Raw genomic sequence first — 19,056 nt, forward strand, 5'->3', positions numbered from 1 at the left:
GCAAGCGACAGCAGGCAGCAACGAAGTCATCCCCTATCGCGTCCTGGCGCGGCGAGCCAGCTCAAGCCGGAATACCTGCATCCGCCGATCCGATCGCCGCTCACCCAATCGACATGAGACTGGCGTTGCCGCCGGCCGCCGCCGTGTTGGTCGAGAGGCTGATCTCCTCCACGAGCCGGTCGAGATCGTAGCCGCCGTCCAGGCTGCGCCGCGCGACGAGCGGGACGATCGGTCCGGCGCGCGCGGCCAACTCCCGTCCGAGCCCGATGAGCTCCCGCGCATCGCCATCGGAGAGGACGGCAGCAAGGGCCTCGACCGTCCGCCAGTTCTCCACGGTGACGATGCGCTCGCGCGCCTTAGCGGTGAGACCGCCGAGAGCCACGAGCGCCGGGTTCGATCGTTCGACGATTGCCTGGTTGCCGGTGGCCAGGATGGCGCCAAGCTGGATCAGCAATGCCTGCTCTGTCCGCGCCAGCGCGGCCACCGCGCCACGCGGCTTGATGCGATAGATGTTCTGCTCGCCGACCGGCCCGGGCAGCTCGATCTCGGCGCCGGCCAACGCGCACGACGGAAGCACCTCACACGCCCGCGCGGCATCGGCATGCCCGTTCGCGCGCAGCCAGTCGAGATAGGCTGTCGCCGTGTCGGGCACGCCGACCAATTCGGGAACCGGGCCCGGCGGCACGGCCAACAGCCGGCGCAGATACAGCGGGCCGCCGGCCTTCGGCCCTGTCCCCGACAACCCGGAGCCGCCGAACGGCTGCACGCCGACGACCGCGCCGATGACGTTGCGGTTGACATAGATGTTGCCGGCCGCGCTGCGGCTCGACGCACGCGCGATGGTTTCCGTGATGCGCGAATGGACGCCGAAGGTCAGGCCATAGCCGGTGAGATTGATCGCGTCGATGAGGTCGGCGAGCTGTTCTCGACGATAGCGCAGGACGTGGAGCACGGGGCCGAACACCTCGCGCTCGACATCGAAGACGTTGGCGATCTCGATGATAGCCGGCGCGACGAACGTGCCTTGCGCCGCCTGCGGCGGCAGCGGCAGCCGCTCCACGGCGTGACCGCGCGCCTGCATCGTGGCGACATGCGCCTCGAGCGTGCTGCGCGCCTCCGCGCTGATGACCGGGCCGACATCGACCGACAGCGACGCGGGATTGCCAAGTTCGAGCTCACGCAGCGCGCCGCGCAGCATCGACAGGATGCGATCGGCGACGTCCTCCTGCAGGCAGAGAATGCGCAGCGCCGAGCAGCGCTGGCCGGCAGAGTCGAACGCCGAGGCGATGACGTCGGCGACGACCTGCTCGGCCAACGCCGAGGAATCCACGACCAGCGCGTTCTGGCCGCCGGTCTCGGCGATCAGCGGCACCGGCTGTCCATGCGCGGTCAGGCGTTCGGCGAGCTGTGTCTGGATCAGCCGCGCGACGTCGGTCGATCCCGTGAACATCACGCCCTGCACACGGGGATCACCGACCAGCGCCGCGCCGACGCGGCCGTCGCCCGGCAGCAGCTGCAGGACATCCGTGGGCACACCGGCCTCACGGAGGATGCGCACCGACTCGGCGGCGATCAGCGGCGTTTCCTCGGCCGGCTTCGCCAGCACCGGATTGCCGGCCGCGAGCGCCGCCGCGATCTGGCCGGTGAAGATCGCGAGCGGGAAATTCCACGGGCTGATGCAGACGATGGGGCCGAGCGGAATGAGAGGGTCATTCGCGGCGAGCGCTTCGATCTCATGCGCATAATAGCGCAGGAAGTCGACGGCCTCGCGCACTTCGCCGATCGCGTTCGCGTAGGTCTTTCCCGCCTCGCGCACGATCAGTCCGATCAGGACGGTGCTGCGCGCCTCCAGCGCATCGGCCGCGCGACGCAGGCACGCGGCGCGGGTGCTTGCAGGTGTCGCCGCCCAGCCCGGTGCTGCTGCGGCCGCGCGCGCAAGCGCCGCCTCAATGTCGGACGGGTTCGCATCCGCGACCTTGCCGACGATATCGTCGTGGTCGGCCGGATTGCGGATCAATCGCGCGCCTTGTCCCTCCGCGGCGCCGGGCGGACGCGCCGTCCAGCCGCAGGTCACGCTCGCCGCCAGTCCTTCGGCGAGCTGCGCCAGCGCATTTTCGTCGGAGAGGTCGAGACCGGCCGAGTTGACGCGGGCCCTGCCGAACAGCTCGCGCGGGCGCCTGATCTTGTCATGCGGCGCGCCGGAATGCTCCGCGGTGCGCACGATCTCGACAGGATCCGTGATCAGTTCGTCGAGCGACACGTTGGGATCGGCGATGCGGTTCACGAAGGAGGTGTTGGCGCCGTTCTCCAGCAGCCGGCGGACGAGATAAGCCAGCAAGGTCTCATGCGAGCCGACGGGCGCATAGATGCGGCACGGGCGGCCGAGCCGCTCGGAACCGACGACCTCCTCATACAGCGGCTCGCCCATGCCGTGCAGGCACTGGAATTCATACTGGCCGGGCGTGTAGTCCGGGCCCGCCATCTCGACGATCGACGCCAAGGTGCGCGCGTTATGCGTGGCGAATTGCGGGAACACCGCGTCCGGCGCGGCGAGCAGCTTGCGGGCGCAGGCGAGGTAGGACACGTCGGTGTGGCTCTTGCGCGTGAACACCGGAAAGTCTGGCAGGCCGTCGACCTGGGCGCGCTTGATCTCGCTGTCCCAATAGGCGCCCTTCACCAGCCGCACCATCAGCCGGCGCTGCGAGCGCCGCGCGAGATCAATGATCCAGTCGACGACGACAGCGCAGCGCTTCTGATAGGCCTGGATGACGAAGCCGATGCCGTTCCAGCCGGCGAGATCAGGATCGAGGCACAGCGCCTCCAGCAGATCGAGCGACAGATCGAGACGATCGGCCTCCTCGGCGTCGATGTTGAGGCCGATGTCGTAGCGCCGGGCCAAAAGCACGAGCTGCTTCAGCCGCGGCAGCAGTTCGGCCATGACGCGCTCGCGCTTGATGCGCTGATAGCGCGGATGCAGCGCCGAAAGCTTGATCGAGATGCCCGGCCCTTCGTAGATGCCGGCGCCGGCCGCGTGGCGGCCGATGGCATGGATCGCGCTCTCATAGGCGGCGAAGTAGCGCGCGGCGTCCTCGGCCGTAGTCGCGGCCTCGCCGAGCATGTCGTAGGAATAGCGGAAACCCTGCGCCTCCCATCGCCGCCCATTCGCGAGCGCCTCGTCGATGGTCTGCCCGGCGACGAACTGCTCGCCCATCAGCCGCATCGCCAGCGTGACGCCCTTGCGGATGATCGGCTCGCCGCCGCGCGCGATCAGCCGCGTGATCGAGGATGCGAGACTCTCCTCGCTCGCCGCCGCCGTCAGCTTTCCAGTGACAATCAGGCCCCAGGTGGCGGCGTTCACCAGCAGCGACGGGCTGTGGCCGATATGCGCCTGCCAGTCGCCGGTCGCGATCTTGTCGCGGATCAGCGCATCGCGCGTCGCCGTGTCGGGAATGCGCAGCAGCGCCTCGGCGAGGCACATCAGCGCGACGCCCTCCTGGCTCGACAGCGAATATTCCTGGATCAGCCCTTCGACGCCGCCCGCGCCGGCCTTGCCGCGCAACCGCAGGACGAGATCGCGTGCGAGATCGGCGCTGCGCGCGGACTGCTCCGGCGTCAGCGCCGCGAGGTCGAGCAGCGGCCCGACACAGTCGGGCTCGGCGCGGCGAGTGGCGGAGGTGATCGCGGCGCGCAGCCCGCTCTGCAGCTGAACCTGCGCGGCGAAAGCGGCGAAGGGAGGCGCGGGATCGGACCGGCTCTGTGCTTGCGACATCACCCGTCTCCTGAAGCGATTCCCGCGTGTCGAGCTCTAGCTAGGCAGCAACAACCCGCAGCGCTAGCGCCCCATCAGCTGGTCGGCGTAGTAGCCGATGGTCTTGCGGTAGATCACCGCCCTGTTCCACTCGCGCATCGCGTCGAAATTCGCACTGCCCTCGTCATAAGGCTGGCCCATCTTGAAGCCGCTGGTCTTGAGCAGATTGGCGGTCGAGGCCAGCACGTCGGCGGTGGAGTGGCGCAAATCGACACGGCCATCGCCGTCGAAATCGACGCCGTATTTGATGTAGGACGACGGCAGGAACTGGGTCTGGCCGATCTCGCCGGCGAAAGCGCCGACGAGATCGCGCTGCGTGAGGTCGCCACGCTGCAGGATCTTGAGCGCCGCCAGCAGCTCGCCCTGGAACAGCTCGGTGCGGCGGCAATCATGCGCCAAGGTCGCGAGCGTGCGGATCACCGGCAGCTTGCCCATGTCGCCCTTGCCGAAATCGGTCTCCAGCCCCCAGATCGCGACCAGGATCTGGCGCGGCACGCCATACTGGCTCTCGATCTTCGACAGCAGCGCCGCATGCCGCTGCAGCATCGCGCGCCCGCCATTGATGCGCCCGGCGCCGACGCGGGTCGAGACGTACTGCTCGAAGCTCTTGTTGAAGGTGTAGCGCTGGCGGCGGTCGAAGGCGAGCACGGCCGGATCGAGCGTCACGCCCGACAGCGCCTGGCTGATCGTGCCGCCGGAGATGCCGGCGCTCTGCGCCTCCGTGGAGATGTTGGCGATGAAGGTATTGAAGTCACCACCGCAGCGCGCAGCCTGCGCGGAGCTTGCCGCCGTGAGGGCCGAGAGCGAAGCCGCGAGCAGCACGGCCAGACGACGTAGAAGCATGCGGATTCCCTGGTGATTCCTGATTAGGGGATCATGGCATGGCGGGAAGCGCATCGTCAAAACTGCGGCGATGTGACCGCATCTGCCAATCCCGCGAACGGTGCGCACCCTCTCCCGCTTGCGGGGGAGGGCTGGGGTGGGGGCCGCCGCGACGGCGGTGCGCGTGGAGAGAATTCCCCAACCCGCATCGCATCTTCGATGCGATACGACCTCCCCCACACGCGGGGGAGGCACAGACCGCGCAAGCAGTGAGACTGCGCGATCACAATGCCTGGTGCCGCTTGATCCTCATCAACATCCAGCCCGCCTCCCCTTCCTAATCTGCCCCGCAAACGGAGACCACGCCATGATCGGGATTACGCTGACCGCCGACCAGATCCGCTCGGCGCCACCGGAGGTGCGGCGCTGGATCGAGCATCAGGTGCTCTCAGGGCTTGGGCTCGGCCCGGAGGAGGCCCCAGCGGCGCCGCCCGCTCTGCCGGTGCAAGGCGCCCATCTCGTCGCCTGCACGACTGACGATGCAACCAACATCCTGGCGCACATCCAGGGCGTGCTGCCGGCGGTCAACGTGTTCTTCGAATTCGGCCGCCCGGGCATCGCGCTGGGACAGCCGCCGGTGATGATCTTCCGCCTGATCGACATCCTGCACCACACGCGGCTGCAGAACATCGGCCAGGTCATGGCGTCGCTGGAGATGATCAACAAGGCGCTGATCGAGACCAGGCATGATCCGTCCGCGCGGTTCTGCGGCTTCGATCATGAAGGCCATTGCCTGATCGCGCCGGAGACCCAGCGCGCGATCGCCAGCGTCTGGCAGACGGTCATTGCCAAGCAGCACGGCGTCGCCGAGGGCGAGGCGGCGTAGACTGCGCGATTTGCCAGGCCTGTCCCAAAACGATGCACGGGCCGGCCGGCGGTCATGCGCGGACCGGGCGGCTCCGGCCTTGAGCGGGCCGCGATCAGTGCTACGATTCCGCCGTCGTTCACGATCTTGAGGAGATCGCCGATGCCGCCCCGCCAGCGCCGACTGCTGCAGTCTCCCTTGTTCCGCCTGCTCGCGATCAACCTCGCGCTCGGGCTGGTCATGGCCGTGGTGCTGGTCGGCGGCCTGCTGGCGCTGAACCCCTGGGACCTCCGCCACCTGATCTTCGCCGATCATTCCCCCGGCGTCGCCATCGGCCTGCTGCTCGGTTCGTTCTTCGTCACCTTCGGCTCGACCGCCATGGGCACCGCCATCATGGCACTCGGCAGCAGCGATGATGATGACGGCCCGCGCGGCGGCACGCGGGTACACGCCCGGGTGAAGGTGCGCCGGCGTTAGAGCCAAGCTCTCGCGACACCGACGATGCGCTCCCCTCCCCCTTGCGGGGAGGGGAGTCCACCGCCCTCGCGGCGAGAGCATGCCTCAAGCACGCATGCTCACCAATGCCCCTTCCACCTGTTCCACGCGAACAGCCCGTCGGCAAACCGGTCGTAGCCAAACCGCGTCAGCGGCCGCATCACGCGGTTGCCGAGCAGCGTCGCCAGCCACCCCTCGCCCGGCGTCAGCTTCCACAGCAAGAGCGCGACGTCGGCGCCGGTGATCAGTTGTCCGTCCTCGTCGGTCGCATGCAGGCGGCGGCGGACGACGTCGATATCGGCACCGAACGCAGCCAGCGCCTCCGGCTCTTCGTTGATGTCCTTGAACGCGACGCGGCCCGACTTGACCAGCGCCAGCAGCTTGTTGCGTTGCCCGTCGATGCCGGCGTCGCAGACCGGACAGCGGGTGTTGTACCAGATGGTGAGTTGCGGCATCGACATCGGGGCTCGCGGGCTGACATTCATCAAGCTGACATGGGAATCGGGCGCATGGGGAACACAGCGATCCGGCAAAATCGAGGAGTCCGAATGCAGCCACAGCGGCGGCTCAAGCAAGGGTAGGCAAACCGCGGCGTGATCACCATATCGGCCTTGACAGCCAGCACGCGCCGCGAGCCCATCGCGGCTTTCCTGCCCGGCTGCCCCCTTAACCATTTTCCTCAGCAAAATCGATGTGCAGACCGGCGTCCGTGCTCGTTGACGCGGCGGTCGTGATCCTGGAAAAGCCCCCCATGGCAAAGAAACCCGGCTCCAATCCTAAAGGCGAATTCGCCTTCTTCAACGTCATTTATGAGGACGGCTCGCAGCGCTCCAACCGCCGCGTCCCGGCCGAGCTGCTCGGCGGCCTCGACGGTGACGAACCCGCGCGCGGCTTCATCATGGAGCAGGACCGCGACATCGCCGAAAAATCCGGCCGCCCGCCACTGGCGATCAAGTCGCTGGAGCGGGTCGGGGCGAAGAAGAAGTAGCAAAGCTGAGCTACCGTAGGGGTGGGCAAAGCGCGTCAGCGCGTGCCCACCATCAGCTGACTGCCGCGAGGCGCGGTGGGCACGGCGCGCAAGACCGTCTCAAGCCTGACCATCGTGCGAGCGCCTTTGCCCACCCTACGGCTGCGCGCTAGGCGGCCTGCTGCTCGCACTCCCGCGACAACGCGTTCTCCTTGACGTCCATCGCCCTCGGCCGGTTGATCAGGCTGACCAGCGTGTAGCTGATGATCAGCAGCAGGAACCACGAGCCGAGCTTGGCGGGCGACACCATCGCCCAGCCATGCGCCTGCGCCGGATAGATCCAGGTCCGCGACAAGGTGCCGATGTTCTCCGACAGCCAGATGAACAGCGACACCAGGATGAGCCCGAGCATCAGCGGCATCGAGCGGTGCACGCGCCAGACCTTGAAGTGCACGGTCGCAGGCGCGAACAGCAGCGCGGCCCAGCCGAACAGCACCAGCCTGAGATCGAGGCCATAATGGTCGGTGAAGAAGTTGAGATAGATCGCAGCGCTCAAGGCGATCAGCCAGCGCCGTGACGGATGGCCGGTGAAGCGGAAATCAAACAGCCGCCAGACCCGGCAGAGATAGCTGCCGATGCAGGAATACATGAAGCCGGAGAACAGCGGCACCCCGCCGAGCCGGATCAGGCTCGGCTCGGGATAGATCCACGAGCCGGTCGCGGTCTTGAACAGCTCCATCGCGGTGCCGACGAGATGATAGATGAGGATGACCTTGGCCTCCTCCCACGTCTCGAGCCCGAGCGCGAGCAGCGCGACCTGGACGCCGAGCATGCAGAGCAGCAGGAAATCATAGCGCGCCAGCGGCGCCTGCGCCGGATAGAACCGCCACGTCACCAGCATCAGGGCCACCGCGATGCCGCCGAACAGGCAGGCCCAAGCCTGCTTCACGCCGAAGCGGAGGAATTCGTAGAGGAAGGCGGTGCTGGGTGATTTAGCCGCGCGGGCCGCGAGGCGGACTTCGGCGGCGATGAACGGACGCAGGGGTGGCCAGATGGCGGCTGCGCTGGTGGCTGAAGATTTGTGGTTCTGCATAAGAAGGCGGGTCCGGTGCGACACCGATGCCTAGCAGCAACTTCCCGCGCGACGGCAGCGGAAAAATCGGCCTCGTACAGTTGCGGTCCGGACAATTGCGGACAGCGTCCAGCTATTAAGCCAATCCATTGGCGCTGAGGCAGCCTGCATAGGAGCGCCGATCGTATACCGAGGAAGAATTGACGCTGTCCGCTTCCCTCTACTCGGCGCTGAACGGATTTTCTCTTGATAATTGCGCATTGACGGTTGCGCGCCCCCCTGGTCACACCTAAGTAGAAGATGTTGGCAATCGCTTCTTTTCCGAAAGCGACCTCACGACGGTGATCTGTCAGGAGCCGAGAGTGTCGCGCGCAAGCGTGGCAGATGCAAAGCTCAAACAGCCAGCGGATGCGTCTTTGACCATCTGGTGGCGCGGCAGGACAACGGAGGTGTCGATGTCCGTGGTGCATAATACTAAGAGACGGACTAATGGCATTTGTGACGGAGCGCCCAAGGGGCGGGGGCGGCGGGCCGACAGGGCGTGTTCACGATATGTTCTCGCGCTCGCCGCGAATGCTATCTGGACAGGGATCATCGTAGGAGGTTCGCTAAGCCAATCCACCGGCGCGCTTGCCTTGTCGGTGGTGATCTGTCACGAGCCGAGAGTGTCGCGCGCAAGCGTGGCAGATGCAAAGCTCAAAGAGCCAGCGGATGCGTCTTTGACCATCTGGTGGCGCCAGTTCTATCAAGCTTAGGTGCACCGCAAATCTCGATCCTAAGCTTGTGCGAACGGAATGAGTTCAAGGCCAACGAGGATACTAGCTAAATCGAAGTTGCGCGCAGCTTGGATCGCTTCGCGCGACTCCTCTAACAATGCTGGCCGTGCGGGATTTGATGGAATTACAGCTGCAAGATTTGCAGCCAATCTAGACTATAATCTTGCGGTGTTGGCCGAGCAGCTCAAAAAGAACCTTTACGGCCCAGCTCCTCTCAAGGCCATTTTTATACCAAAGACAAATTCAGACAACGAGCGGATGATCTGCATTCCGACCGTGCGTGACCGCCTCGTTCAGCGCGCTATTGTCGCCTATCTCAGCCGAACAAAGAAATTACCTATCTATCACTCTTCGTCGTTTGGCTTTTTACCTCAACGCGAAACAAATGCGGCCGTCGAAGTCGCTGTAAACTATCGCCAATCCTTTGATTGGTGTCTAAAGACTGACATTGAATCGTTCTTTGATAGAATACCGCGACAATATCTGAAAGGTTGCGTGGCAAAGGCCTTGGGCAAGCATAGTTTGGTCCCAATTATTAATCGGACGATTGACTGCGAAGTCAGGCTTTCAGATCGTGATCGACCGAAATTTCACAAACAAGGCATCAAGGTGGGAGTTGGCATCCGGCAAGGCATGCCTTTGTCGCCGATACTAGCAAACTTGGTACTGTCTTCCTTTGACAAAAGAATAGAGAAACATGGTCTGAGAATGGTCCGCTATGCGGACGATATAGTTGTTTTTACTGATACGAAGGAGGAAGCGAAGAACGCGCACGCACCGATCGACAGGCTGCTGAAGGATATTGAGCTCTCGATCCCCGGTTTGGCCGCCAACACTAAAACACAAATCCTCGGGCCACACGATCCGATAGATTTTCTTGGTCGGGAAATCGTCCGGGTGGGTCTCGAAAAGCAGTCTGTATGGCGTGTTTCCAGAAAGCAAATAGCCAAAATTGTGAGGCGTCTCGAGAACGAATATACGCTTGAAGCTAGACTAAAGGAAAAAAGTAATTTTCAAGAGACAATCGTCGACCTAAGGAATTCAATTACTGCATACTTCTCAATTTACAAGGGCGCGAACAACTTCCCATCGTTAGACGCCGAGCTTCAGGGAGTGAACCGAAGAATCATTCGCTACATCTTCATTGACCTATTCGGCGAAGAAGCCCTCGCCAGAATCACACCCGAGCAACAGAAATTTTTAGGCCTAGGTCGCCTTGATCTGCATGAGGCAGAAGTTATGGATTAATCTCCATATGGGACTCAGAGCCCCCGCATGGTCCGGAAAGCACGGCGGGCTGCTGCCCACCGTGCTTTCCGATTGAACAGCCAGGACGTCCGAGACGCGCCGAACCGATCGACATTTAGTTATCCAAGAATGACCGCAGCTTCCGCGACCGCGACGGATGCTTCAGCTTGCGCAGCGCCTTCGCCTCGATCTGACGAATACGCTCGCGCGTCACCGAGAACTGCTGGCCGACTTCTTCCAGGGTGTGGTCGGTGTTCATGCCGATGCCGAAGCGCATGCGCAGCACGCGTTCTTCGCGCGGGGTCAGCGAGGCGAGCACCCGCGTCGTGGTTTCGCGCAGGTTCGACTGAATCGCGGCGTCGATCGGCAGGATCGCGTTCTTGTCCTCGATGAAGTCGCCGAGATGTGAATCCTCCTCGTCACCCACGGGGGTTTCGAGCGAGAGCGGCTCCTTTGCGATCTTCAGGACCTTGCGCACCTTCTCCAGGGGCATGCCGAGCTTTTCGGCGAGCTCCTCGGGCGTCGGCTCGCGGCCGATCTCGTTCAGCATCTGGCGCGAGGTGCGGACGATCTTGTTGATCGTCTCGATCATGTGCACGGGGATGCGGATGGTGCGGGCCTGGTCGGCGATCGAGCGGGTGATCGCCTGCCGGATCCACCACGTGGCGTAGGTCGAGAACTTGTAGCCGCGGCGATACTCGAACTTGTCGACCGCCTTCATCAGGCCGATGTTGCCTTCCTGGATCAGGTCGAGGAACTGCAGGCCGCGGTTGGTGTACTTCTTGGCGATCGAGATCACGAGCCGGAGGTTGGCTTCCACCATCTCCTTCTTGGCCTGACGGGCCTCGCGCTCGCCCTTCTGCACGGAGTGCACGATCTTGCGGAATTCGCCGATCTCGAGACCGGTCAGCGCGGCCAGTGATTGCACCTCCTGGCGCAGATCCTTGATGCGGTCCTTCTCGTAATGGACGAAGTTCTTCCAGCCCTTGGCCGAGAGCTTTGAGACACGGTTGAGCCAGCGCGGGTCGAGCTCCGAGCCCTGGTAGTTGCGCAGGAAATCCTCACGCGCAACGCCGTGGGAGTCGGCGAGACGCATCAGCCGGCTCTCGAACGAGACCAGCTTCTTGTTGATGTCGTAGAGCTGCTCGACGAGTGAGTCGATACGGGCCTGGTTGAGGCGCAGCGACTTCACCTCGACGATGATCTCGTCCTTGAGCTTCTTGTACTTGCGCTCCTGCGACGGCGACAGCGACTCGCTCTGCAGCTGGTTGGCGATGTCCTGCTCCTGCAGGCGGCGCAGCTTCTTGTATTCGGACGCGATCTTGTCGAAGGTCTCGACCACCTTCGGCTTCAGCTCGGCCTCGATGGCGGCGAGCGACATCTGGTTCTCGAACTCGTCGTCGTCCATGTCGGCTTCGGCCGCCGCCTCGCCGGGATCCTTCTCCTCGGCCGGCGCGCCGCCGTTCGGCGCGGCACGGAACGGCGTCGCCTGCTGCGGCGCCGCCGGCGGCGCAACCGCCGCTTGAATCTCGCCGCCTTCGGCCGCCTCGCCATCGCCGGCCGCGGGCGCTGCGATCTGCGGGTTCATGCCGCCCTTGGACTCGGGGCCGGCATAGGTGGCTTCAAGATCGATGATGTCGCGAAGGAAGATCTTGCCTTCGTTGAGTTCGTCGCGCCAGATGATGATGGCCTGGAAGGTCAGCGGGCTCTCGCAGAGGCCCGCGATCATCGCCTCGCGGCCAGCCTCGATGCGCTTGGCGATCGCGATTTCGCCCTCGCGCGACAACAGCTCGACGGTGCCCATTTCGCGCAGATACATGCGCACGGGATCGTCAGTGCGCTCGCCGGGCTCCGACTTCTTGACCTCGGTGACGGCCTTCTGCGTGATCTCGACGAGCTCGTTGTCGGTCTCGTCCTCGCCGTCGTCCTTCTCCTCGGACTCGTCGGCCTCCTCGGCCTCGGTCACGTTGATGCCCATGTCGGACAGCATCGACATGATGTCTTCGATCTGTTCCGGCGAGGTGGTGTCGGAAGGCAGCACTTCGTTGAGCTGATCAAAGGTCACGAAGCCGCGCTTCTTGGCCTGCTTGATCATCTTCTTGACGGCGGCGTCCGACAGGTCGAGCAACGGCGAAGGGGCGTCGGCGGCGTCCTTTTCCGGAGCGTCGGCGGCCTTGTCGTCCTTTTCCTTGTCCTTCACCTGCAGCGTCTTTGCCTTCGTGGCCATTCATTGCTCCCGAAACGCGCCCGCTTCGCCCGTGGCATCGTAGCCCTTGGCATCGCGGCGCCCGCCTGCTCTACTCAAACTGTTCTCGACGCGGAAAGGGCGGCGCACATCTGAAGTCGCCACCCCCAAAGGTCTGTCGCTGGTGTCGTCCCGTTTTGGACCGGCGCGCGTTTCTTGCAAAAGCGATACCGGTTTTGCAATCGAATCCGGCGCCCAATTACCGGCGTGGTATCCGACAGCGAAACCAACCCATCACTTGCAGAAAATGCCCCGGACCTCTTAAACTTCGATTAACCCTGTTTTTGCAGCCAAACCATGGATTTGGCGAGTCTTTTCGCGCGGACCTGATCCCGCTCGGCGGGACCGAGCCGAAATGTGCTCGTCCATGACAGGGCGCCGGGCCCGATTTTCACACGTTGCGATTGGTACGCCCGGACAGTTCCCCGAAGCCTTCGATCAGCGCTTCGGTGCCGTCCATCTCGGCCATCCTGGCCTTCACGTCCCTCAACCAGCCCATGTTCGGCTCGCTCGGCTCCTCGCCCAAGGCAAGCTCGGCATCCTTCAATTCCCTAAGTAAGGAGTGCCATTGCCGATGCAAGGCAACGAGCTGGTGCCAGGTCGCAAGAACGTCATCGCGCGCCGCCCCGGGCTTGGCGGCCCACACCGCCGCGGTCGTGATCGCCCGCTCAACCCGTTGAAGAAGCTCGGAAAAGCCTCCCTTCTCCAGGTCGGTGCGCATCTTCTCGGCCTGCTCGTCCGGATCCGGCGAATGGTGGTGGTCGTGGGCGAAGGCGGCGATGATCGCGGCGCGCAGCTTGTGCGCCTCGGGGTGGGCGAGTTCCAGGGCCGCGACCTCCTCGAGGTGGTCGTGCAGAATCCAGGGATGGTTGATCAGGCATTGCAGGATCAGCGCCTCGCGGCGCGAGATCGCCGAGCGCTGGCCGCGCATGATGGGGCTCATCGCGAGTTGCGGGCTCGCCGCCATGTAGGGTCCGCGAGCCATTGACGGGCCTGTGGACGGCGCGCCGCCACGGCGGCCGCCCCCTGTGGATAACCGCCCCTGTTGCCCGGAACCGGGACCGCGAGGGGCAAACCGGCGTCCTGATTCGGCACCGAAGCCGCGGCCAAAACCTCTGCCGCCGTCCGGCGCGAAGGCCCGGTACAGCCGGTCGCTGAGGTCCTGCTTGTAGTATTTTCGCACCACTTCGTCGGCGATGCCGCCGGTGAGCTGGCCGATCCGCGCCTCCAGCGCGGCGCGGCGCTCCGGGGTATTGAAACTGCCGCCCTCGATCTCGCGCGACCAGATCACCTCGGCCAGCGGCTTGGCGACCTTGAGCACCTCCTCGACCGCGCCGCGGCCGCCGGAGCGGACGAGATCGTCCGGGTCCTGGCCTTCCGGCAGCAGCGCGAAGCGCAGGCTTTTTCCGGGCTTGAGGTGCGGCAGGGCGATATCAGCGGCCCGATACGCGGCCTTCTGGCCGGCGCGGTCGCCGTCGAAGCAGAGGATCGGCTCGTCGACCATCTTCCAGATCAGCGCGAGCTGGCTCTCGGTCAGCGCGGTGCCGAGCGGCGCCACGGCGCCGGCGAAGCCGGCCGCGACCAGCGCGATGACGTCGACATAGCCCTCGACCACGATCATCGGCGCGCCGTTGTGGGCCGCCTGGCGGGCGCTCGCGAGATTGTAGAGGTTGTCGCCCTTGTGGAAGAGCGGTGTCTCCGGCGAGTTGAGATATTTTGCCGGCACGTCCTTCTGCATCGCGCGCCCGCCGAAGGCGATGACGCGGCCTCGCAGGTCGGTGATCGGGAACATCACCCGGTCGCGGAAGCGATCGTACGGCACCGGGATGTCGTCGCCGCCGACCAGCAAACCGGCCTCGACCATGTCGTTCACCGGCACCCCCTGTGCGCCGAGATATTCCTTCAGCGCGAAGCGGTCCGGCGGCGCGTAGCCGAGGCGGAACTGAAGCTGCGTCTGCGGCAGGATCGCGCGGTCGGCGAGATAGCCTCGCGCTCTTGCGCCATGGCGCGAGGCCAGCGTGTCGGCGAAGAATTTCGCCGCCAGCTCCATCACGTCATACAGCGTCTTGCGCTGGCGCTCCTGCCGCGCCGCATCCGGCGTCGCCACAGGGAGCGCGAGGCCGGCAATCCCCGCCAGCCGCTCCACGGCCTCCGGGAACGAGCAGCCCTCGGTCTCCATCACGAAGTCGAAGATGTTGCCGTGCTTGCCGGAGGAGAAATCGTGGTAAAACCCCTTCTGGTCGTTGACGTAGAAGGACGGCGTCTTCTCCTGCTGGAACGGCGACAGCCCCTTCCACTCCCGCCCGGCCTTCTTGAGCTTCACGCGCTTGCCGACGACATCCGAGACCGGAAGCCGGGCGCGCAGCTCATCGAGGAATTCGGGGGTGAAGCGGGCCATGGGCGGCGTTACGGTCCTGTGTGGGTGAACTTACGCATATAGGCAGCCGTGTACGAAATGTGAACTTCCTCGGCCTTATCAGGGCTATTCACAGCCCCCGCTCTCTCCGCCCGTCATTCCGGGGCGCCCGCAGGGCGAGCCCGGAATCCATAACCACGAGCGGCAGTGAGGGCGTGACGGCCACGTCACCTGCGTGCCCCGCGCGGTTCGTGGTTATGGATTCCGGGCCCATCGCTGCGCGATGTCCCGGAATGACGGCGGAGAGGCCTACGGCGCCAGGAAGCGCCCCGAGGCGATGCGGGCGGCCTCGTCGACGGGCCAGTTGTAGACGTAGGTCCAGGCCTCGCGGGCCGAGCCGTCGGGGAGCGTCACGCTGAGGCGCTGGCGGAGATATTCGGTGGGCTGCTCGAATCCCTCGCCGCAGGCCTCATACATGTCGAACTCGCGCAGCATCGGCGCGGGCTGGTGCAGCCGGAACAGTTCGCCATGGACGATATCGGCCGCGTCCTCCGACAGCACGAGGCCGGGATAGTGCTGGATGCGGTAGAGCCGGCCGCGGCAGCTGGCCTCGGCGACGAAATCGGCATTGGCCGACAGCAGCCGCGCCATCGGATGGTCGAAGCCGCGCATCAAGGTGCCGTAGACGAACAGGAGATCGGAGGTCGTGTCGGAGCTCATGGCCCTGCATAGCCGCCCCGGCGCGGCAAGGCCAGCTTACGCCGCGCCTCGGGCGGGGAGGATCTCGTCGCTGACGACGTGGAATTTGGTCAGAGTCATCCGGCCGAACGAGGTCGACAGCGCGACGTCGGCGGCATCGCGGCCGGTGGCCATCAGGATGCGCCCCATGCGCGGCACGTTGTGGCGGGCATCGAACGTGTACCACTGGCCGGAGAGATAGGCCTGAAACCAGCCGGAGAAATCCATCGGATAAGGCTCCGGCGGAATCCCGATGTCGCCCATGTAGCCGGTGCAGTAGCGCGCCGGGATGCCCATGCAGCGGCACAAGGTCAGCGCCAGATGCGCGAAGTCGCGGCAGACGCCGGTGCGCGACTGATAGACATCGTGCGCCGACTTCATGTGATGGGCGTGCTCATAGCCGAAGCTGACATGCTGATGGACAAAGTCGCAGATCGCCTGCACCCGCGCCCAGCCCGCCGACACCTGGGCGAACAGCGACCAGGCGACGTCGGTCAGCTTGTCGGTCTCGCAATAGCGGCTCGGCATCAGATAGAGCAGGAGATCGTCCGGCAGCTGATCGATCGGCAGCTGCTGCGCCTCCGGATTGACCGCATCCGGCAGGCCGGAATCGCGCACGATCGCGCTGCCATGAAAGGTGACGCCGCCGCTCGGCGCCACCAGGCGGCCGCAGATGTTGCCGAAGCTGTCGTGATAGAAGCTGATCGGCACCGCCGGCTCGGCGACGATGGTCTCCGTGCCGATGATGTCCTGTCGGCGCGAGGGATGGATCGACAGCATGATCACCATCGGCGTCGCGGCTGGCGCCGCATAGGCGATCTCGAACCCGACCTTGATCTGCATCCGTCCCCTCCTCCGCCTGTGCACAGGCTCGGCGATATCAGGCCTTGTGATCGACCGCCGGGATCGGCATCGTCATCGAATCATCATCGCGGGTTTCGACGATCCAATCCAGGTTGACCTCTGCTCAATCGTCGTTCGTCATGCCGCCTGAATGAGCAACGAACGTGACCATGACTGAGCCTTGCACGTGACCGATCCAAAACGACTCCTTCAAAGCGATGAAGTTCCGCCGGTCTATGAGCAGAACGTCAACGGCGCATCGTCGCTCATGTTCACCTGCGATCATTACGGCCGGCTGCTGCCGCGCGCGCTTGGCGATCTCGGACTTGATGAAAGCGAGCTGGAGCGGCACATCGCCTGGGACATCGGCATCGCCGCCGTCGCGGAGGCCGTGTCGCACGCGCTCGATGCGCATCTCGTGGCGCAGCGCTATTCGCGGCTCGTGATCGACTGCAACCGCTGGCCGACGGCGCCCAACGCGATCCCGATGATCAGCGAGCGCACCACCATCCCGGGCAATGAAGGCCTGACGCATCAGGATGCCGAGCTCAGGCGCCGGGCGATCTTCGATCCGTATCATGACCGCATCACCGCCGTGCTGGATGCGCGCAAGGCGGCGGGGCGGCCGACGATCCTGGTCTCGCTGCACAGCTTCACGCCGGTCTACGCGGGCATCGCGCGGCCATGGCACATCGGCACGCTGTATCAGCACGACAAGGTTTTGCCGCCATTGCTGCTGAAAGCGCTGCGGGCCGAGCCCGATCTCGTCGTCGGCGACAACCAGCCTTATGCCGTCGGCGACAACACCGACTACACCATTCCCGTGCATGGCGAGGGCCGTGGGCTCATCACATCCGGCATCGAGATCCGGCAGAACGAGATCGCCGAGCCCGAGGGGCAGAAGCTCTGGGCCGAGCGGCTGACCCGCATCCTCGGCGAGATCGAGAGCGAGCTGCGCGGCCGGGGGCTCGCATAAAGAGCTTGGAGCATCGCAGGCGACATTTGCCTGGAGAAGCTCACCTGCCCTCCACCGTCCTTCGAGACGCCCGCCTCCGGCGGGCTCCTCAGGACGAGGGCGGAATGTGTGGCGTTGCTTTGTCGCAGCGCGATTCAACCCTCATGGTGAGGAGCGCGCCGCTTGGCGCGCGTCTCGAACCATGAGGCCCGGAGCCCTACTCCGTCATGTCGGATGCGTCGTGATGCGACAAGAGGCCGGCGAGCCGCCACAGCGCGGTGCGCAGATCGTCATGGCTCGGCAGGCCCAGCGCCAGCCGCACCGCGTTGGGTGAATGGCCATGCGCGATCGCGAAGGCGCTCGCCGGCGTGATCGCGATCCCGGCGCGGGCCGCCGCGGCGGTCAGGGCCTCGGCACGCCAGCCTTCCGGCAGATGCAGCCAGACGTGATAGGAGCGCGGATCGGCGTCGATGCGATGGCCGGCGAGGCACTCGGCGACGATCGCCTGGCGGACGACGGCATCGGCGCGCTTGCGCCGGGTGATCTCGGCGGCGGTGCCATCGGCGAGCAGGCCCATGCCCGCCGCCAACGCCAGCGAGGTCACCGACCACGCGCCGGTGCGCACCGTTGCGGCGAACTTTTCGCGCAACGCCGAGGGCACATAGAGGAAGCCGACCGCAATGCCCGGCGCGAGCCGCTTGGCGAGGCTGTCGACGACGATGACGCGCTCCTCGGCCTGCGCCGCCAGCGACACCTGATCGCTGAGAAAGCCGTAGACGAGATCCTCGATGATCATCAGCTCGTGCTTGCGCACGAGCCGAACGATCTCCTCGCGCCGCGCCTCGCTCATGGTCAGCCCGAGCGGGTTCTGCATCACCGGCTGGATGTAGATCGCATTCAGCGCATGCGCGCGGTGCGCCTTGGTCAGCGCATCGCCGCGGACGCCTTCGCCGTCCATCGCGAGCGGCACCAGCGTGACGCCGAGCCGCGCCGCGATGCCCTTGATCATCGGATAGGTCACGGCCTCGACGCCGAGCCGGCCGCCGACCGGCACCAGCGCAGAGATCGCCGCCGCCAGCGACTGCCGGCCACTGCCGGCGAAGACGAAGTTCTCCGCGCGCGGCCGCCAGCGCTCCCCGGCGAAGAAGGCCGCGGCCGTGCGGCCGGCCTCGACGAGCCGGCGCTGGGTGATCGGCGCCAGCACCGGCGCAAGCTTCTCCGGCCGCTGCCAGGCGGCCAGCGATTTTGCGATCAGGGCCGCCTGATCGGGCAGTGTCGGAAAATTGAACTCGAGATCGATGCGGCCGTCGAACGCCTCCAGCCGCAGCGACGGCGGGACCGGGACCGGCTCACCAGCGACGAAGGTGCCGCGACCGACTTCGCCGACCACGAGGCCCCTGCGCAATAATTCGGCATAGACGCGCGCTGCCGTGGATGCGGCAATTCCCCGCTCATAGGCGAACTGGCGCTGCGGCGGCAGCCGGTCACCGGCCTTCAGCCGGCCCTGCGCGATGTCCTCGGCGATGTCGTCCACCAGGGTCGTATACGAAGCATTCATGCTATATTGCACCGAGAGCAATGTTTCAATTGCACCGAGATATGTACTGCGCGATTGCTCTTCGAACAACGCAATCGAAGACCAATAGGTGACTCATGGCATATTCCCTGGCGCAGCGTTGGGCAACTCCGCAAGTTGCTCACGGAAAGAGCAATTTGCTCCAGGTCCCGCAACTGTGGCTACAGCGCCTGTTCTGGCGCTCCGAACTCGCGATGCTCGACGCCGAGCAGATGCGCGACTGCGGGCTTGATCCGACCTTGGTTCAGGAAGAGGCCAACAAGCCGTTCTGGCGCGACTGACACGGCATT

Annotated in this window: 15 protein-coding genes; 6 read left to right on the top strand and 9 right to left on the bottom strand. The window is 65.1% G+C overall.

Translation table 11 applies throughout. The annotated features are described in order from the left end of the window. Positions 1 to 100: 100 nt before the first annotated feature. Entirely contained in the window at positions 101 to 3,769 is a 3,669-nt protein-coding gene (putA, locus tag ACQR0Z_RS27350; RefSeq protein ID WP_434920702.1) for a trifunctional transcriptional regulator/proline dehydrogenase/L-glutamate gamma-semialdehyde dehydrogenase, read from the bottom strand. 63 nt (positions 3,770 to 3,832) lie between these two features. Further along, positions 3,833 to 4,651 (bottom strand): lytic murein transglycosylase, encoded by an 819-nt coding sequence (locus ACQR0Z_RS27355; protein ID WP_434920703.1) that lies wholly within the window; start codon positions 4,649 to 4,651, stop codon positions 3,833 to 3,835. A gap of 346 nt (positions 4,652 to 4,997) precedes the next feature. Between ACQR0Z_RS27355 and ACQR0Z_RS27360 the strand changes: the two genes are divergently transcribed. Both ACQR0Z_RS27360 and ACQR0Z_RS27365 read left to right on the top strand, forming a co-directional pair. Further along, entirely contained in the window at positions 4,998 to 5,516 is a 519-nt protein-coding gene (locus ACQR0Z_RS27360) for a hypothetical protein (protein ID WP_434875177.1), read from the top strand. Positions 5,517 to 5,657: 141 nt separating this feature from the next. Beyond that, a complete protein-coding gene (locus ACQR0Z_RS27365; RefSeq protein WP_434920704.1) occupies positions 5,658 to 5,972 on the top strand; it encodes a hypothetical protein in 315 nt (104 codons plus the stop codon). Positions 5,973 to 6,070: 98 nt separating this feature from the next. On the opposite strand, the gene ACQR0Z_RS27370 is transcribed toward ACQR0Z_RS27365, so the two are convergent. Beyond that, positions 6,071 to 6,445, bottom strand: coding sequence for a thiol-disulfide oxidoreductase DCC family protein (locus tag ACQR0Z_RS27370; RefSeq protein ID WP_434920829.1), 375 nt, complete (start codon positions 6,443 to 6,445; stop codon positions 6,071 to 6,073). Between the two features lie 296 nt (positions 6,446 to 6,741). Between ACQR0Z_RS27370 and ACQR0Z_RS27375 the strand changes: the two genes are divergently transcribed. Then, positions 6,742 to 6,978 carry a hypothetical protein gene (locus ACQR0Z_RS27375; protein ID WP_434861113.1) on the top strand — a complete coding sequence of 79 codons (237 nt, stop codon included), beginning with the start codon at positions 6,742 to 6,744 and terminating at the stop codon, positions 6,976 to 6,978. A 148-nt stretch (positions 6,979 to 7,126) separates the two neighbouring features. On the opposite strand, the gene ACQR0Z_RS27380 is transcribed toward ACQR0Z_RS27375, so the two are convergent. Next, positions 7,127 to 8,050, bottom strand: coding sequence for a DUF817 domain-containing protein (locus ACQR0Z_RS27380; RefSeq protein ID WP_434920705.1), 924 nt, complete (start codon positions 8,048 to 8,050; stop codon positions 7,127 to 7,129). Positions 8,051 to 8,823: 773 nt separating this feature from the next. On the opposite strand from ACQR0Z_RS27380, the gene ACQR0Z_RS27385 reads away from it, so the two are divergent. After that, on the top strand, positions 8,824 to 10,053 hold the full coding sequence (locus tag ACQR0Z_RS27385) for a reverse transcriptase domain-containing protein (RefSeq protein WP_434920706.1): 1,230 nt from the start codon (positions 8,824 to 8,826) through the stop codon (positions 10,051 to 10,053). Positions 10,054 to 10,168: 115 nt separating this feature from the next. Here the strand turns inward: ACQR0Z_RS27385 and rpoD are convergent, their stop codons facing one another. The 4 genes from rpoD to ACQR0Z_RS27405 form a co-directional block, all read right to left on the bottom strand. Beyond that, positions 10,169 to 12,280, bottom strand: coding sequence for an RNA polymerase sigma factor RpoD (rpoD, locus tag ACQR0Z_RS27390; RefSeq protein ID WP_434861116.1), 2,112 nt, complete (start codon positions 12,278 to 12,280; stop codon positions 10,169 to 10,171). A gap of 409 nt (positions 12,281 to 12,689) precedes the next feature. Further along, the gene (gene dnaG, locus ACQR0Z_RS27395) at positions 12,690 to 14,696 is read right to left on the bottom strand and encodes a DNA primase (protein ID WP_434920707.1); all 2,007 of its coding nucleotides are present in this window, start codon (positions 14,694 to 14,696) and stop codon (positions 12,690 to 12,692) included. A 267-nt stretch (positions 14,697 to 14,963) separates the two neighbouring features. Then, positions 14,964 to 15,374 (bottom strand): gamma-glutamylcyclotransferase family protein, encoded by a 411-nt coding sequence (locus tag ACQR0Z_RS27400; RefSeq protein ID WP_434920708.1) that lies wholly within the window; start codon positions 15,372 to 15,374, stop codon positions 14,964 to 14,966. A 36-nt stretch (positions 15,375 to 15,410) separates the two neighbouring features. Beyond that, the gene (locus tag ACQR0Z_RS27405; RefSeq protein ID WP_434920709.1) at positions 15,411 to 16,235 is read right to left on the bottom strand and encodes a transglutaminase-like domain-containing protein; all 825 of its coding nucleotides are present in this window, start codon (positions 16,233 to 16,235) and stop codon (positions 15,411 to 15,413) included. A gap of 187 nt (positions 16,236 to 16,422) precedes the next feature. Between ACQR0Z_RS27405 and ACQR0Z_RS27410 the strand changes: the two genes are divergently transcribed. Then, positions 16,423 to 17,211: an N-formylglutamate amidohydrolase gene (locus ACQR0Z_RS27410; RefSeq protein ID WP_434920710.1), complete on the top strand. Its 789-nt coding sequence runs from the start codon at positions 16,423 to 16,425 to the stop codon at positions 17,209 to 17,211. A 196-nt stretch (positions 17,212 to 17,407) separates the two neighbouring features. Here the strand turns inward: ACQR0Z_RS27410 and ACQR0Z_RS27415 are convergent, their stop codons facing one another. Beyond that, positions 17,408 to 18,817 carry a PLP-dependent aminotransferase family protein gene (locus ACQR0Z_RS27415; RefSeq protein WP_434920711.1) on the bottom strand — a complete coding sequence of 470 codons (1,410 nt, stop codon included), beginning with the start codon at positions 18,815 to 18,817 and terminating at the stop codon, positions 17,408 to 17,410. An 86-nt stretch (positions 18,818 to 18,903) separates the two neighbouring features. On the opposite strand from ACQR0Z_RS27415, the gene ACQR0Z_RS27420 reads away from it, so the two are divergent. Beyond that, positions 18,904 to 19,047 (top strand): hypothetical protein, encoded by a 144-nt coding sequence (locus ACQR0Z_RS27420; protein WP_434861122.1) that lies wholly within the window; start codon positions 18,904 to 18,906, stop codon positions 19,045 to 19,047. Positions 19,048 to 19,056 lie beyond the last annotated feature (9 nt).

This window comes from Bradyrhizobium sp. HKCCYLS3077 (assembly GCF_051167555.1).
GTDB lineage: Bacteria > Pseudomonadota > Alphaproteobacteria > Rhizobiales > Xanthobacteraceae > Bradyrhizobium.